General features: G+C 43.6%; 13 protein-coding genes and 1 pseudogene. 10 read left to right on the forward strand and 4 right to left on the reverse strand.

The annotated features are described in order from the left end of the window. Positions 1–44: 44 nt before the first annotated feature. Together J3L11_RS09150 and J3L11_RS09155 are read right to left on the reverse strand one after the other, a co-directional pair. Positions 45–503 (reverse strand): hypothetical protein, encoded by a 459-nt coding sequence (locus J3L11_RS09150; RefSeq protein ID WP_233348931.1) that lies wholly within the window; start codon positions 501–503, stop codon positions 45–47. Beyond that, positions 500–1,357 carry a hypothetical protein gene (locus J3L11_RS09155; protein WP_054104059.1) on the reverse strand — a complete coding sequence of 286 codons (858 nt, stop codon included), beginning with the start codon at positions 1,355–1,357 and terminating at the stop codon, positions 500–502. The genes J3L11_RS09150 and J3L11_RS09155 overlap by 4 nt, the downstream gene beginning before the upstream one ends. 243 nt (positions 1,358–1,600) lie before the next feature. On the opposite strand from J3L11_RS09155, the gene J3L11_RS09160 reads away from it, so the two are divergent. From J3L11_RS09160 to J3L11_RS09175, 4 genes are all read left to right on the forward strand, one after another. Further along, on the forward strand, positions 1,601–3,025 hold the full coding sequence (locus tag J3L11_RS09160; RefSeq protein ID WP_010836074.1) for a conjugal transfer protein TraH: 1,425 nt from the start codon (positions 1,601–1,603) through the stop codon (positions 3,023–3,025). 3 nt (positions 3,026–3,028) lie between these two features. Beyond that, positions 3,029–6,433, forward strand: coding sequence for a conjugal transfer protein TraG N-terminal domain-containing protein (locus tag J3L11_RS09165; protein ID WP_001747912.1), 3,405 nt, complete (start codon positions 3,029–3,031; stop codon positions 6,431–6,433). Beyond that, complete coding sequence (locus tag J3L11_RS09170; protein WP_000091004.1) at positions 6,433–6,687, forward strand: hypothetical protein; 255 nt, start codon at positions 6,433–6,435, stop codon at positions 6,685–6,687. Before J3L11_RS09165 ends, J3L11_RS09170 begins: the two co-directional genes overlap by 1 nt. Positions 6,688–6,836: 149 nt before the next feature. After that, entirely contained in the window at positions 6,837–7,754 is a 918-nt protein-coding gene (locus J3L11_RS09175; RefSeq protein ID WP_207570810.1) for a site-specific integrase, read from the forward strand. On the opposite strand, the pseudogene J3L11_RS09180 reads toward J3L11_RS09175, so the two are convergent. Both J3L11_RS09180 and J3L11_RS09185 read right to left on the reverse strand, forming a co-directional pair. Then, positions 7,741–7,929 (reverse strand): annotated as a pseudogene (locus J3L11_RS09180) (NYN domain-containing protein); the annotation flags it as partial. The gene J3L11_RS09175 and the pseudogene J3L11_RS09180 overlap by 14 nt on opposite strands. 109 nt (positions 7,930–8,038) lie before the next feature. Continuing rightward, on the reverse strand, positions 8,039–8,371 hold the full coding sequence (locus tag J3L11_RS09185) for a multidrug efflux SMR transporter (protein ID WP_156734049.1): 333 nt from the start codon (positions 8,369–8,371) through the stop codon (positions 8,039–8,041). 1,345 nt (positions 8,372–9,716) lie between these two features. Here J3L11_RS09185 and J3L11_RS09190 point away from each other — a divergent pair. The 6 genes from J3L11_RS09190 to J3L11_RS09215 all read left to right on the forward strand — a co-directional run bounded on the left by J3L11_RS09190 (position 9,717) and on the right by J3L11_RS09215 (position 15,247). Further along, complete coding sequence (locus J3L11_RS09190; protein WP_000681268.1) at positions 9,717–9,926, forward strand: hypothetical protein; 210 nt, start codon at positions 9,717–9,719, stop codon at positions 9,924–9,926. Beyond that, positions 9,926–10,537, forward strand: coding sequence for a hypothetical protein (locus J3L11_RS09195; RefSeq protein ID WP_000271074.1), 612 nt, complete (start codon positions 9,926–9,928; stop codon positions 10,535–10,537). Before J3L11_RS09190 ends, J3L11_RS09195 begins: the two co-directional genes overlap by 1 nt. A gap of 2 nt (positions 10,538–10,539) precedes the next feature. Beyond that, positions 10,540–11,073: a FlhC family transcriptional regulator gene (locus tag J3L11_RS09200; protein WP_024140163.1), complete on the forward strand. Its 534-nt coding sequence runs from the start codon at positions 10,540–10,542 to the stop codon at positions 11,071–11,073. Between the two features lie 96 nt (positions 11,074–11,169). Continuing rightward, positions 11,170–13,929 (forward strand): conjugal transfer mating pair stabilization protein TraN, encoded by a 2,760-nt coding sequence (gene traN, locus J3L11_RS09205; RefSeq protein WP_207570809.1) that lies wholly within the window; start codon positions 11,170–11,172, stop codon positions 13,927–13,929. Between the two features lie 150 nt (positions 13,930–14,079). Next, the gene (locus J3L11_RS09210; protein WP_001187968.1) at positions 14,080–14,307 is read left to right on the forward strand and encodes a helix-turn-helix domain-containing protein; all 228 of its coding nucleotides are present in this window, start codon (positions 14,080–14,082) and stop codon (positions 14,305–14,307) included. Next, complete coding sequence (locus J3L11_RS09215) at positions 14,294–15,247, forward strand: replication protein RepA (RefSeq protein WP_000802150.1); 954 nt, start codon at positions 14,294–14,296, stop codon at positions 15,245–15,247. The genes J3L11_RS09210 and J3L11_RS09215 overlap by 14 nt, the downstream gene beginning before the upstream one ends. Positions 15,248–15,407 lie beyond the last annotated feature (160 nt).

Genomic DNA, 15,407 nt, shown 5'->3' on the forward strand with positions numbered 1-15,407 from the left:
CGTGGATGCCTTTACTATTGCAATGCTCAGTTTGCTCGCTTTTTTTACCATTGTGACGTTCGGGAGTTTGTATCTGTACAACAAACATCGTCAAAACCGCTCTGATCATTAATTATGACTGGTATTTTTACTCTCTTAATTAGATGATCGGACATAGCGTTAATTTCCTCATCGTCTAGCTTCGGGGCAAACAGGGGCGTTCCCCAGAATTGAACCTGTGGATAGTCTGAAAGCCTAAATACTCCATGCGGCCATCGGTCCTCGTCACCCAACCACCGGCGTAAAGTCAGATCTATACCCCATCCATTCTTTAGCTCTATCCAGCAATGCGGATTGATTTGAGTCTTGCTATGCACTGTTTCAACAAACCCTACTCTGCACTGATGTGGAATGTCTGATTTGGCTAGAATGTGGCTGATCACGTAAGTCATCACATCACAACCGGCTTTTGAATCCTCCAGATTTAGCAAAGCCAGTTCCAGTTCTTCATGCCACAGACTCATTGTGCCTTCCTAAATAGCAATTGCTGACCTTTTTCATAGATAACTGGATATGGTAAAGCTTTGCCATCCTGGAACACACTATTGGGCGGGAAATACATAACTGCCCACTCCGGCAGCGCTCGGCTCGTACTTTTGTAAAAATCGTCCATTGGAAATGATTTCACGTCGCTGACCTGGGAGAAAATCAATCGAGAATATTTGGTCGTGTTATTAGCGGCCAGATTAAAGCTATCAATATTACCACTGCCCACAAAGGCTGGTGTTTTCCAAGGATTAGGCATTGTAACGTTGTATGCAATTACGCAGTTTGAGCCATCACAGCCAAATTGTGGAGCCGTTACTGCCCACATAATTAAGGGATTTCCATCAATCTTAGGCGCTGTACTTTCCACTATTTTAGTCAAATCCAGGTTCATAGATTTCGCGGCTACCGCAACGGCATTATCAATTAGGTTTATGTAGTTGCTATAAGCATCTTCTGAGGATTTAGCCATTGATGCAGGCATCCATGCCATCAAACTTGGCCTAGCGGATGGGTTATCCGGTGATGTAAGAATGCTTGCAGTGTTAAACATGAGAGTTTGCTGACCGTTCAATCCTCTTAATGGAGCATCAAGCGATGAGGCCAGGCTTGTGACATTTAGCGCTTTCATCAATAGAGACTGTTTGTATGAGTTCCGCCCATCTTCTGAGTCTTTCAGATCTTGGTCATAAATACCCCCAGCTCTTGCCAAGTTTAGCGCTCTGGACATCTCTGGATTATAGGATTTTGGGGTTGTAGCACAGCCTGCGAGCATAATGGCGGCGAACAAGGCTGTAGCTGAACTTACGGAAGTTGACATATTCATTTTCATTTAAAGCTCCTCTTTTAGAAATAGAGTGCCATTGGTTTGTGAAAATGCAACAAGGGTTAAGTAAAACTTTTTAAAAATCATAAGTTTGTACGGACGTGACAAAGTTACCGACATTATTCAATGATTAACTTTCACATGTGAAAGTTTTATTTGGACTGCCCAAATTGGACAGTTTGGGAGTTCGGTTTGTACTCATTTGCTCGGTAGGCTTTCGGGTGACACGAAACCTATTGGAGCAACAGTATGAGAGTCTCTCCCCCTTACATTAGAACACTATCTGCCTCTTGTTTAATCATCTTCTCTGTCGTCGCCACTCATGCCTCGGCTGAAGGGCTTCAGTCCGAGATGGATAGACTATTCAACGAAATGAGTAATACAACCAGACCGGGTATTCATGAGACACAACGCCGTGGAGTTATTGCGGGTGGGCGTGTGACCACCAAAGCGCGTATTTTTGATGAAAACCTAGTTAGCTTTGTCCCTCCATCCTGGAAAGCTGGGTGTGGTGGCGTTGATCTATTCGGTGGTTCTTTATCGTTTGTGAATGCAGATCAGATTGTTCAACTGATGCGAGCTGTGGCAGCAAATGCAAAGGGCTATGCTTTTCAACTAGCTCTGGATAATGTTTTTCCTGATGGTGCAAAATGGATAGAAAACTTTCAGAAGAAAGTTCAGGCTTTGAACCAGCATTTAGGCAATTCTTGTCAGTTAGCTCAGGGTATTGTTAACGATTCACTAAGTGCTTTTGACACGAAACTAAAGAACGATACTCGTACAAAAGCATCGACCAAAGGTTTATTTGAAGACATGTTTTCTGCAACGCAGGAAACGGATGGACAAACGGCAATCAAGACGCTGAAAGACAACTCGCCACAGGCCTACCAAGAGATGATAGGTAATATTGTCTGGAAGCAACTCAAAAAGAATAGTGTAAGTTCATGGTTCCAGTACGGGGATAACAGCCTGCTTGAAGCCATGATGTCTATAACTGGTGCCGTTGTCATTGGTGATTTAATTAATGATCCAAATCTTGCTGGAGAAAACAACAGTACTAATCCCATCGTCACCTTACCAGGGAATCGAATTACCCTTGGAGATCTCATTTCAGGTGGCTCTGTTAAAGTTTATTCATGTGACAGTGATACGGTTAACTGTATTTCTGCTGGTTCTGAGCTGAAGAGTGTTCAGCTCAGGGGGATTGGCAATCAAATGTCAGATTTACTTCTTGGTTCTGATTCTTCACCTGGATTGATTTATAAATATGCAAACAATGTTGGGGCTTTAAGTTCTGCCGAGATAGCTTTTGTATCAAATCTCCCCAGTAGCTTTGGCTCACTTTTCCGAAATCTTGCTGCTGTTTCCAGTGATACAGCAGAGCAGTTTGCTCAGCAAGCACAGACCATCATAGCGCTAGATATAACCTACAGGTTTATTGAGGAGATATACCGGGCAACAACTATTGCGTTAGCTAACAGTGATAATGCCTATCAACAAAAAGCTGTTGATGTACTTGATGCTTCTCGGGCTGTTGTCAGACAAGAGTATGACCAATTAATTGTGAGACACGGGAAGCTAAGTGATCTGATGGGGTATTACAACAGCTTACTTGATGTCACAAAGAAGCAGCGGCTTTTACTTGCGGCACAAGCATCAGGGAAAAAGGAGTAACTAATGGATTTTAGTATTTATTCCGTCGGTGATGCCGCATTTCTAGAGCAAATAATGATTGCTGTGGCGATGGCTACAGGCACCGGTGATTTTGAACGCATGGTAAGTATTGGCCTTTTAATTGGCGCTCTTATCATCTCATTTCAGTCGTTATTCCAGGGAGCTAAATCCTGGGATTTACATCAAGTTTTTGCTTGTTGGCTCGTGTATGCAATTTCCTTTGGAGCCGGCGTTACGGTAACTATTGAGGACGCGTACAACGGACAAGTGCGAGTAGTGGATAACGTACCTGTTGGTCCAGCCGCCGCTGGTTCTATAATCTCAAGCGTTGGATTTGGTCTCACAAAACTCTTTGAGGTTGCATATAGCCCTGTCGCGAGTGTGACTGAATCAAAGTTCATGGATTCTTTAGAGTTATTATCAAAGCTCAGAAATCACGAAATGGAGTCAGCACTATGGACTGCCTGGAATGATTCCCTAGGAGGCGGTGCTGTTGATATGAAGAAAAGCCTGACTAACTACATATCGGAATGCACAGCAATTAAATTTTCATTAGGTGAGTCAAATGAGGATCAAATCAACACAGAGAATTGGCGTACAGCTCTCAGATTTGATTCACAAATATATGGGACCCGATTGTTCCTGTCTCCATCTGGCCCGACAGATCCCAGTTGTACAGATGGCTGGATTCAGTTGAGCCAATCCTTTGAAACTGCGTTCAATTCTGGCCTTTCGCAACAAGCTCTTGGCTATTTGCTGTCTACCACTGATGCTTTGAATGCTACATCTGACGCTTTGTATCGCCTGCAGGTTACGAATGTGGCCGCAGGTGATTTTATAAAAGCCAATTTTCTGCAACCTATCGTACAGCGTGGCTTTGCTCAGTACTACAGTGATATGAATGATCCGTACGCACAAATCATGCTCACTCAAGCTGAGTCTCAGCGAAATACGCAATATGCAGCCGAACAGTCTTTGTTTGTAAAATCGATTCAACCTCTTATGACCTTGGTAGAGGGGTTTGCCTATGCGATTACGCCCATAGCCGCATTTGTGATGGTGCTTGGTTCTAAAGGTTTGCTATTGGTTGGTAAGTATCTTCAAATGCTTATATGGGTACAACTTTGGTTGCCAATTATGTCGGTAATCAATCTATTCATTTACATAATGGGGCAGCAGGCGCTCGCAAAATATACCACAGGGAACTTATCCTCATTTGAAGGTGTTGCATATGCTGGGGCCGAAATTGAGCGTTGGATAGGGATAGGTGGAATGATGGCCGCAGCAACGCCAGTCTTATCGTTGATGTTAGTAACTGGCTCGGTATATGCCTTCAATAGTATCGCGCAACGAGTGGGGGCGAGTGATACAGTCAATGAAAAACTAATGTCTCCAGACTTAGTGGACCGTGGTTCTGTTTTGAGTCAACAACCACAATTTAATCAATCCAGAATTGCTGGAACAATGACCTCTGGAGGTGAGTCATTAGTTGATAGTATTAACTTAGGAAGTACCGTAAGTAATGCCCTTAGCAGTAGTTCTGCTGCTACTGCACAGGCTCAGAAAGGCTTCGCTAGCCAATTAAGTAATAGTGTGTTTTCTGGACATGGTTCAGAACAGACTTATTCACAACTACAATCATTAGGACAAACGTTGAGAGCGTCTGATTCAACTCAGGCTAAAAGTATTTTGTCCGCGGCGCAGAACTACGTTACTGATCGTGGGATAAATGCTTCTCACACGGATGCTGTGGCAGGAGCTATTGCTATGCGTGCTAGCGCTGGAGTGGATGCCGGAAAACTTGCTGCTGCTTTTACAGGACCGGTTGGTGCCGCTGTAAATGCCGCTAATCCGGTATCTATGAACGGTAGTTTAGATGTATCTGCGCAATCGCAGAGTCAGGATAGTAGACAGCAACTTAGTTCTGATATTGACTCTTTATCTCGCGGACTCGGTTTTACAAAAGATGACAGTTCAGCATTAACGAGTGATTTGGCACGGCAAGTGTCTACTGATAAAGGTCAACGTTTTACCCAGAGCTTAGGTGAAGAGCAGAGAAAGCAGCTCATGCAATCCAGTTCTGATCTTTTGTCTTCGCAACAAACCTACCAAGAGTTATCTCAGGCTCAGCAAACTATCGGGACTACTAGCAACAATAATATTAGCGCGTTAGCTGACAAAGTTCTGAACAACTGGTCAGCCGGTAAGTCATTGTCAGATGGTGTTAGACAGTCATCGCCAGAGACAAGAGATTTTGCGCAAAGAAAAGCCCAGCATTACCAAGATTTAGGTATTGATTCCCAGAGGGCAATAGTTGGAGGGCAGTTGTTTGCTATGCTCAATTCCAACTCTCCATCTGAACAAGCAATTGCAGCCAGTGCAATAGCAAAGGCCACTGGTGGCAACAGTGGTATTGACTTTAATCAACCAGGTCAAAGTGCAATGTTGGTAAAGGATGCTCCGCGCTATGTCTCGCCGGTTGAAAATTCGAGCGCACTTTCGGCACCGGAAAGAATGAGCAATGAACAAAAGCTTTTAGCTGAATCAGGCAGTATTGGATCTGAAAATTCTGTTCGTGACGCTCATGAAAAGGGTATCCAACAACTTGAGCAGAGTTATGGGACAAGCAGAAATGAATATCTTAATGACCGCTTGCCTGCGTTAAGAGCACAGATCATGGCATCCGATTTGGCCCCGTCAACATCCAGTGCTTTGTTTGCAGGTGCTGAGGGCGCAGGTCGTTTTGTACAGCAAGTTGTGGGTGGCGCAGGAGCCGCCAAAGAAGGGTTCGCAGAGAGTTTTGGGCAATCGATGTCTAAGTTAGCCCAGATGACTCCGGAACAACGAGATCAGTTTATTGAGGACACAAAGAAAGGGGACGATTACGTCAAGCAAGAGTATGGTCTTGGAGGCTTCCTGGCTGTAGGTGCTGCAAATCTGGGTAGGGACATCATTGGTGTGGGGATCAGTGGATTTGAAGCCGGTAAAGAATGGTTAACCGGTAAGTCAGATCTTTCAGAGGCAGCACAGGGAATGTCTGTTAGAGAAAGAGGGATGTTTTTTGCTTCTGCATTAGCAAGTGCAAGCGAGGCTGGAGCTGGAAAGGCGGCTGAGTTTGTTCAGCAATATGGTGACGAATTCAGGCAGATAGCAATGGATACTGCAAGATATGATTATGGTTTGAATAGTCAGGCAGGAGCAGAATTGTTTGCTGCATCGTTGATGGGCGGCGATTCATCGCGCTCTGGAGAACTAAGAGAAAATCTCAGAGAAGAGGTTGGTGATAACGTATTGGCAGATAAAATGGCTGCGATTATTGAAAGTTCTGCGGGGGCAGGTAAAGACCAAGCGGGCGGATATTTAGCGCCTGTATCAAGGTATTTGTCCGTAGCCAAAGGAGGCCGTTAATGAGCAGACGAGCTGAATATAGACGCGCAATTAAAGAGCTTAAAGTGATGATATTACTGGGGGAAGGGAGATGGCTAAACGAAAAGCCAATCTCCTGTGGAAATAAAAAATTTATCGTCGATGGTTCGGTGTTGAACAATGTAATCAGAGAGCATCCGGAACTTAATAAACACATTTTGATAGGTTTTTTTTCGTCGCCTCAACGGTATCCGTTATTAAGATATAAAGATAGGCAGTTAACGTTAAGTCTATAATTAATAAAAACAAAGGCTCTCAGGTTATATATAGTACCTTGAACTATGTATATTGTGTATTAAGGCAGAGAAATCTGCCTTTTTATTTGATAACAAACACTTTAGCATTATAGTGTATTGTATGTTTAATGTGTATAAAGGAATGAACCTTGTCATCGGTTAAAGTCAAAGCAACTATCGTAGAAGATAATACTGGCATTAAAAGTCAGCTCCCCATCTTGATCACCGAACAAGGTGAAGTTGGTTCAGTTACCGATTACTTGCTAAAGATGGAAGCTGATGGTGCTAGTAATGCTTTAATGAATGGTTTTATACAAGCCACTTCTTTGCTCTTGGATTACATGGAAGCCAACAAAGGATTATTTGAAGATCCTAAAATGCTATTCCAAACCTTTGCTAAGCGTCTTTACACAGGCACCATCGGTGAAGATGGTTTAGATCCCTCTGGCTTGTACTGGGTGCCAAGCTCAACTGATAACGTCAATAAACATATTCATCGATTAACGGCATTTACTGATTGGCTGGCTAACAAGCATGGCGCAGAGCCAATGAACCCTTTGCGAGATGCCACACCTCATGAGCAACGCCTTAATTACGCTGCTTGGTATCGAAAAAACCAAAATGACTTCCTTGGACATATTGAAGATAAAACCGTTAACAAAACCATCCGTAAAGCTCGCACAATGAAGGGACGTACTCCATTGACGAAAGCCGAAGACGATGCTTTAGCATTCCCAGATAAGCATTGGGAATCATTCTATAAAGATGGTATTGGCGGAGCAAAAGATCCACGAGTTGCGCTGAGAGATAAGCTTATGCTGCTCTTGATGCACGGTGGCGGTTTGCGTGAAAGCGAAGCTATTATGCTGTGGGTGACTGATGTATTTGAAGATCCGTATGACCCTGAAAAAGCGATAGTTCGAATTTACAACGAAGTCGATGGTAAAGCACCCGAAGGTTGGCGTAGTCGCTCAGGCACAAAAACCAGAGAAGCCTATTTACAAGAAAAATACGCTCGTATACCACGCAAACGAATGAAAGGCACGGCAACAGAATCGGTTGAATAGCAAACTCATGCAGCACATCTTCCCAAGCTTTCAGGTTTTGATTTTTCCAGTTCCCATAAGCTTTTCTGATATTGACCACACCATAGCGAGCAAGCTCAGATAGCACTTTATCAATCTTTTTTGCTGGAGCATTATCAGCATCAATGAATACTGCAATTTTTTCTTTATCTTTCACTTATGCCTCCTTGCAACTTAACGCCCGCAGCACGCGCGGCTTTGTAGTGGAGGCGCAGCCGAAACGAAAAAGCCGTCGCCGTGCCTGCGATTGTTAGATGCCTGACTGCTCAATGAACGCTAGTCTTGGATAATAGGTTAAGAATTGCCACACCGCTCACAATAAACCCGATACCAACAAAGCCCCAAGCGTCCAACTTCTGCCCATAAACACCCCATGCAATCAAAGTCACCAAAGCGATTCCCAAACCTGCCCAAACCGCATACGCTATACCTACAGGGATTGATTTAAGAGATAGCGAAAGAAAGTAGAAAGCAATTCCATAACCAACCAAAACCACAAGGGACGGGCCTAGTTTAGTAAACCCATTGGTAGATTTTAGTGCAGTAGTTGCAACTACTTCTCCAAATATTGCAATAGTTAAGAACATCCAATTTTTCATAAAAATTAACCCCTAAGCGTCAAGAAGGAGCCAAATTTTAAGGAACATTTTTTGAAAATGTCAGTCTTGTTGTAAAAAATTATCTGTGAGCAAACAACATCTAACAGTTGTATATTGTGCCAGCACACTTTCTCTGGTTGAACCAGATGACACAGCAACGTTAACATATTGATAAAAATTAAATAATTACAAACGACGACTACGAGCTGCGACCCAAAGCGTGCTGGCACATTATTACTTTTCTGTGGCCTGTTATTTTTAAGTTGGTCCGCGCTAAGTAACTAAATTAGTGTGTTTTTCCTTCTTCAGCAACAGATAAATGAGCCTGTTGATCTGCTCAAAGTGTGCCTATCTTATGGTTAACACAAATAACACTGTGTATTTGTCCACGTGTACGACTAATGTCAGGTTTTGGCACAAAGCCGAGACCCGACGAAGTGGTACTTTCCGTGAAAGTTGTGGTGCGATTAATTTGCAACACGTGGTAAGGAGCGGTTGCAATGTGGTGGTAAATTAAGTGCAACTAATCAAGAAGGTGAATCAATGAGTGAACAACTGAACTGTCAAAGCCGCATGGATGCGGCGACAACTCTGTACTTGCCGCAAATAACTATCCCCGTCCTGCTAAACCAATGACGTAACTCCTATCTCTCCCGACTTGTTGGAACAAGTCGCACTCACAAGGTGCAATTAAACACTGAACAAAAATTCATGGATGAATGGTTACCGCCGAAGGACTCGGCGCAAATAAAAAACGTACATACCATTATACACAGTATGTACGTTTGAAATGAAAGCCGCTGACGTTATATGTAAAGCCCTGTCACTCACTCACACGCGAATAGACACTGTTTTTACTATATACTCCTGACGAGCCTTTGTTTTTATTCAATCCATAGAAGCTTCCGGATACATCTACGTCACTTACCATTGGAGATCCTGTGGCAGGGTTGTATGTGACGTCTGCAAACAGATCTCGCCCAGATAATGTGTTCGTTTTACTCCCGGAATTACTGATTAGATAGGCTCTTCTACCAATCTTTAAAGATGCCAGCAGAGAAACTCCGACTACAAAAAATATGAGCGACCATAGGCCAAGAAGTTTGTACGAATAGAACAAACTTACGATGAAAAACAAAGAGAATAGCGCCTTTTTCATTTACGCCTCCTGATTAATATGTAACCGATTATAGATTATCGTTCAGAAATGCAAATCTTCATAGCACCATAAAATGATACTGTAAAAAAACACAGTATTTGGCGTTGCATTATCAAAAAGTCATGGTATTTATGATTGATGACAAAGTTAATCAGTGAATAAATCAGGTGTGTTATGGAGAAAGATATGAAGCATTTAGATCGTGAAACTGAAAAGCGATTAAACACAGTCGTTAAGGCAATCGGAACATTGTTTATTCTAAGCTTTCTTGCTCACTTGGTTATCTCGTCGTGGAGAGATGACCAATATGGATTTACCTTACTAGCGTTGATTGCAGGGAGCGCGTTAGTTTCAATCAATCTGGGCCGCAGAAAAAAAGGTAAGGAGGACTACTGATGTATGCCTTAGAGCCGTTAGAACGTGATGTTATTGGTAGCTTTGACAGGTTTGCCGTTCAATTGAGTGAAGAGAAGCCAGACCAAGATATTTATGAGTTCGATTTGACTCTGTGGACACTACTGAAGCTTTTATCAGCCAATGCGCCATCCCAGGTTAGCAATCATTTTTCTCTTCCAGAAGATCTTGTTAATAAATTGGCGTCAACTCCTGACAGTTATCTTTCACAATTAGCGAGTGGAGTTCTTCTGAGCTTTAAACTTGAAACAGATCAAATGGAAGTGATCGATACTCTTGCCGGTAGCTACGATTCTGTCATATGCCTTAAAAATGTTGTGGACGACTTTGACGCAGCGTACTGGCTATTGCTTAATAAGTTAGCTAGTAGAAACTTGGACATGGCGATGCAAATTTTTGGTGTATCTTCTGGTCTTGCTTCCTCAGTCGCCGCCTCCTCAAACAGCCAGTTAAGGTCGTTATCGCATAGGGTCGTTATTAGATTTTCATTGAGATTTGATATTGGCGTACTCGATCAATTCTTATCAGCAGCTCTTGCCGATACAACGCCGATTTTATTAAAAAAGATTCAGCAATCTTTGGTGTGGAGATAATCATGAGTGAATGTTTTACATCTGGTTCGTTATCTCGCTGGGTAAAAGCAAGGCACATGGCATTGGCGGGTTATATCACAAAGATAATTATCCTAGAGACTGGTTTGACTTATAAGCAAGTTCGCAGGCTGTACGCTGAGCTTGAATATTGCGGATATGATGTGAAGGATAAGAAATCCAGGACATTCCGTGGTGGAGCGACGCTGATCCACAGTCAGACATCTAAAATTCAAGCATCGCTTTTAATGCAGCTCTATTCAAATCTTGGAGGGGAAAAAGTTAAGCGTTCTGTAGATATTAGCGCTCTGAATAAAGCGTTTAGGATGTATCACGCTATCCGTAAAGAAGTACCAGGTATGAAAGGAGGAAAATGGGAGCCCTTCGACATTACAGATGCCTGGTGTCTTGCCTCTGAAATGCGCAATGGAGAAGCAATGATAGAGCATTGCGAGCAATGCCAATGCACTTTTTTTACGTCAATTAATCAGCGAACATGTGTTGAATGCCCATTCTGCCGGGTCTCAAAAGCTGCCTGAATACATCCGCGTATGCCGCAAAAGGGCAAATAGCGATGCTAATTTTTATGAGAGAGCGACATAGCATTATCCAAACTAAAAAGCTGGAGAAATGCTATGTCCACTATGCCGCCCATCATGACGAGGTTTGTTGCCTCGCTCCTATGTTTAACCATCTCAGTTCTTCCGATACATTCTTATGCGGGTAATCAGGAACCTAACATCGGAGCTGTTGGTCGTGATGCCAAACAATTTGGTTTATCTATTGCGAACGGAGTTAAGCAAAACTCTGCTCAGGTTCAAGATGGTAAAATTTCTCTACCAGTCGGTAATGGTCAATCAACATCCATAAACATAAATGAACTGTTTCCTGGAGTTCAACCTGGTCAAAATACCGCAGAGTATTTCCCTGATGCAGCATCTCCAGAGGAGCTAGAACAGATATTTAGTGATGCTGATGCTATGGATCAGTTTGGTAATGAGGCAAAAGCCAATTTATTCCAAGACGCCAACAGCTCCAATCCCTCAATATCAGGTTCTGCATATCAAGTTCTCATGGATGCGGCCAATCGCTCACGCCCTGATTTCAGTAATGACCCGGTATTGAATCTAAGCAAAAAGACCTATGAGGATATGGACCTCATCGCAGGTGGCTTTGGGGATTGTTCTGCCGAAACAACCATCAATCAGAATACTATCAACGCCCACATTCCAGAGTATGAACGGTGTCAGCGTGTTGTAGATCAAAGCGCGGACTGTGAGGTTGTCCATGACTACGACGCCTCTGTGGTGAAGCACTATGATGGCCCATACAACCTCAAGTCCTGTGGTGACGGATGCACGGAACTCTGGATTGGTAAGGTTGGGGACGATTACTGGTCCGGTAACTGTAAAATCTATGAAGAGTACACAAGAGTCCAGGTTAGTAACCCGGATGCTATCGTTTCCGCAACACTTGAATATGTTAAGTGGGATGATTACATGCAAGTGTGGGTCGGTAAGTCCGGCCAAGAAACTAAAGTGTGGTCTGGCCCAGATGGCAACTTCCCTCCAGAAACAGCCGGTAGATGTGAGCTCTCCACGAGTTGGGAGCGAAACCCTAATGTTGATGTCACTCCCTATTTTAAGAACGTGAAAGATGGTGATGTTGTTACATTCAAGATCCGTGTTTCAGTGACCGGTGAAGGTGAGGGTTTTGGCCGCATAAAACTCCGCTATGACCCATCGAAAGCCATTACCAAGGATGAGTGGGCTCCACAGAGCTGCATGGATTCAGCCAAAGGGGTTGTAGATGGTTTTGCCGAAGGCGAGATAACATGTATAGATGACCCGACTGATGCTACGGGCTGCACAGTCATCAACGGGGTCAAAGTTTGCGAATCCCAACTGAAACCGTCACCTTTCCCTGGCATTCCAAAGCTGTGCAAAAAGGTTCGAGTTAAAGCCGACTATGACTTTTATAAGGGGCAAATGGACTGCTGGACAGATCCTCAAGGTGAAACACACTGCCCTGTAAATACTGGTGGAAATCTCAACAGTTGCCAGATGTATGAGGATAATCCTCAGTGTGGATTTATTAGTTCTGAATGTATTGATGGAGCAGAGGGTTCCTCGGGTAAGTGTTATGTGTTTAAAGATACCTACGACTGCGGAACGGACATATCAATACCTACTTTAGAGAAAGAAACGACGTATCAATGTGGTGGACCCATTAGGTGTATGGGAGATGATTGTCTCGATATAACAAAGTCACAAAGCACTGATTTCGCTCGTGCATCTGCATTGTTGAATGCAGCTCAGTTCATGACTCAGGATATGAGTTGTACTGGTCAAAATTATGATGATAACCCCACTGGTGAAGAAAATGTGATGTGTTCAGCTTTTGCCGGTGAGGCTGGGGAATGCAAGATTGCTGTGGGTGGTGTCTCAGATTGTTGTGAAAAGCCGACGAATATTTCGTTTGCTGATTATCTCAATTTGATTATGGCCGTGCCTAAGCTAGACGGTGCCGTTATGGGACTCTCTGATGGCAGTGCCGTGAAAGGAGCATACCAAGTATTAAGAGACCCCGTAATGTCTGGCTGGACCGAAATAACACAGCCTTTTGCAAGTTATATAGAAAATATTAGTGGAGCGGTTGATAGTTTTCTCCAGCCTGTTCAACAGTTTGCCCAGGAGACTATTGGCGCATTAAAGGAGCAAATTACCAAGCTGACTTCTGAAGCTCTAGGAAATGCTTCTGCGACGGGAGCCGCTGGCGTACCTGCTGGGGCTCCTGAATCAATGACTGAACAAATCCTCGGCCAACAAGGTGCCGCCATGCTAAGCACCGTTATGACTGTTTACACAGTCTATGTAGTGTCGATGGTCATGATCCAAATGATTTGGAAGTGCGAGGAAAGGGAGTTCACCATGAATGCTAAAAGAGCACTAAATAGCTGCACATACGTTGGATCTTACTGCAAGTCCAAAGTACTGGGAGCATGTGTCGAGGAGCGAGAGTCCTATTGCTGTTTCAACTCGCCACTCTCTCGAATCATCCAAGAGCAAGTGCGGCCACAACTTGGCCTGAACTTTGGTGATGCGCGCACACCTCAATGCGGCGGAATTCCATTGGATCGAATAGCGGATATTGATTGGAGTAAGGTTAACCTAGACGAGTGGTTGGGTATACTTCAGCAAAATGGAAAACTTCCTGATCCCGCATCGTTAAACTTGGATGCTTTAACGGGAGCTGGAAGTGATTTTAATATTGATGGTACTCGACAAGACGCCTCAGAACGTATTATGGAGCGGCTGGAAGGGATTAATGTGGACAAAATTAGAAACGACAAAGCGCGTGAAATCTTTCCTGACTTGGATGGCAATGGTGGTTGATGTTTATCAATGAGAAACTTTCACATGTGAAAGTTTTTGTGTCGGAATAAATCGCCTAGGTGCCCAAATAGGGCACTTCCAGAGGCCATGTTTACGGGGGTTCACCCTCAAAATTTCTCCAGTAAATCAATGATGATGCTGGAGAAATTTATGCAGCAAACTTTAAATGAAAAAGATTACAGTCACCTGCAGATGATCTCTGTGTATGAGGTGACTGCCCTACTTAAAATCTCTGTGCCAACGCTTCAACGAATCCGCACAAACGACCCTTCATTTCCCAAACCATATAAAATCAGTGGCGATAAAACACTAAGATACAGGTTAGATCAGTTGGAGGCATGGCTTGATTCCCGCAGGGTAAGTAATGAAGCCATTTAGCCAACTACTTGCTCAGTATCAGGCGGATATTGAAGTAGAAAATAGTGATAAATCACAAGGCTTGAGTCGGGCTGAGTCTGAATTAATAGATGCCTCAGTAAGGATTAAATCAGATCCACCCTCGCCCAATGATTTCACTTTTATGCACTCAATCATGTGCCAAGTCGGTTTGCCTCGTTCAAGAGTAAATGGATCTGAGTTTGAGAGGCGTTGTGGTGCTGCTGGTCTATACATCCGAGCGGGTAAAATTTGGGATGGTAAGCAGTTTCTCCAACAGCCTGTTCCGTATGGTCCCATGCCAAGGCTTGTAATGGCATATCTGAATACTCAAGCGTTGCGTTCAAAATCACCCGAGATTGATGTCGGCAATAGCGCCAGTGCTTTCCTCAAACAACTGGGCAAGGAGTCATCAGGAGGAAAAAATGGGAGCTATACAAACTTCCGTAAACAGCTTTTGGCGTTATCTGCTTGTAGTATTACCCTTGGTTTTAGTACCGCTGATAAAGCGTTCACTTACGATGGTAAGCCCATCCAAAAATTTGAGGCTTGGATTGGTAACAGCGACAATCAAGGTGCTTTATGGCCTGGTGTTATTACATTTTCACACGAGTATTTTACTACGCTAAGCGAACATGCTGTACCGCTTGATTTAAGGGCTCTAAATCAGCTTAATAGCAGTGCTCTTGCGATGGATATTTATGCCATGCTTTCGGATCGTTTACATCGAATTAGCGGTAGGCCTGTCGTATTGTACTGGCGTAATTTGCGCGAGCAGTTTGGTCAAGAATACACCGGAGACGACGCTGACAGGAACTTTAAAAAGGTATTCCTTCCTGCTCTAAAGAGAGTTCTTACTGTTTATCCGGATGCAAAAGTTAAGAAAGTGACAGGCGGAATTCTGATGATGTCCAGCCCCCCACCGATTCCATACCGTAATTGACTTAATAACCGGCCAATGTGCCGGTTTTTTTATGTTATTGCTTTGCCCATTTGTGGAAAACCCTGTTGGTTTTGGATTTTATCCACGCATAATCGCCCCCCCTTGCCACGCATAATTACCCCCCCTGACTACTGACGATCTGCGCATAATCACCCCCCCT

It is taken from the genome of Shewanella sp. 4t3-1-2LB (assembly GCF_017368415.1).
Taxonomy (GTDB): domain Bacteria; phylum Pseudomonadota; class Gammaproteobacteria; order Enterobacterales; family Shewanellaceae; genus Shewanella; species Shewanella fodinae.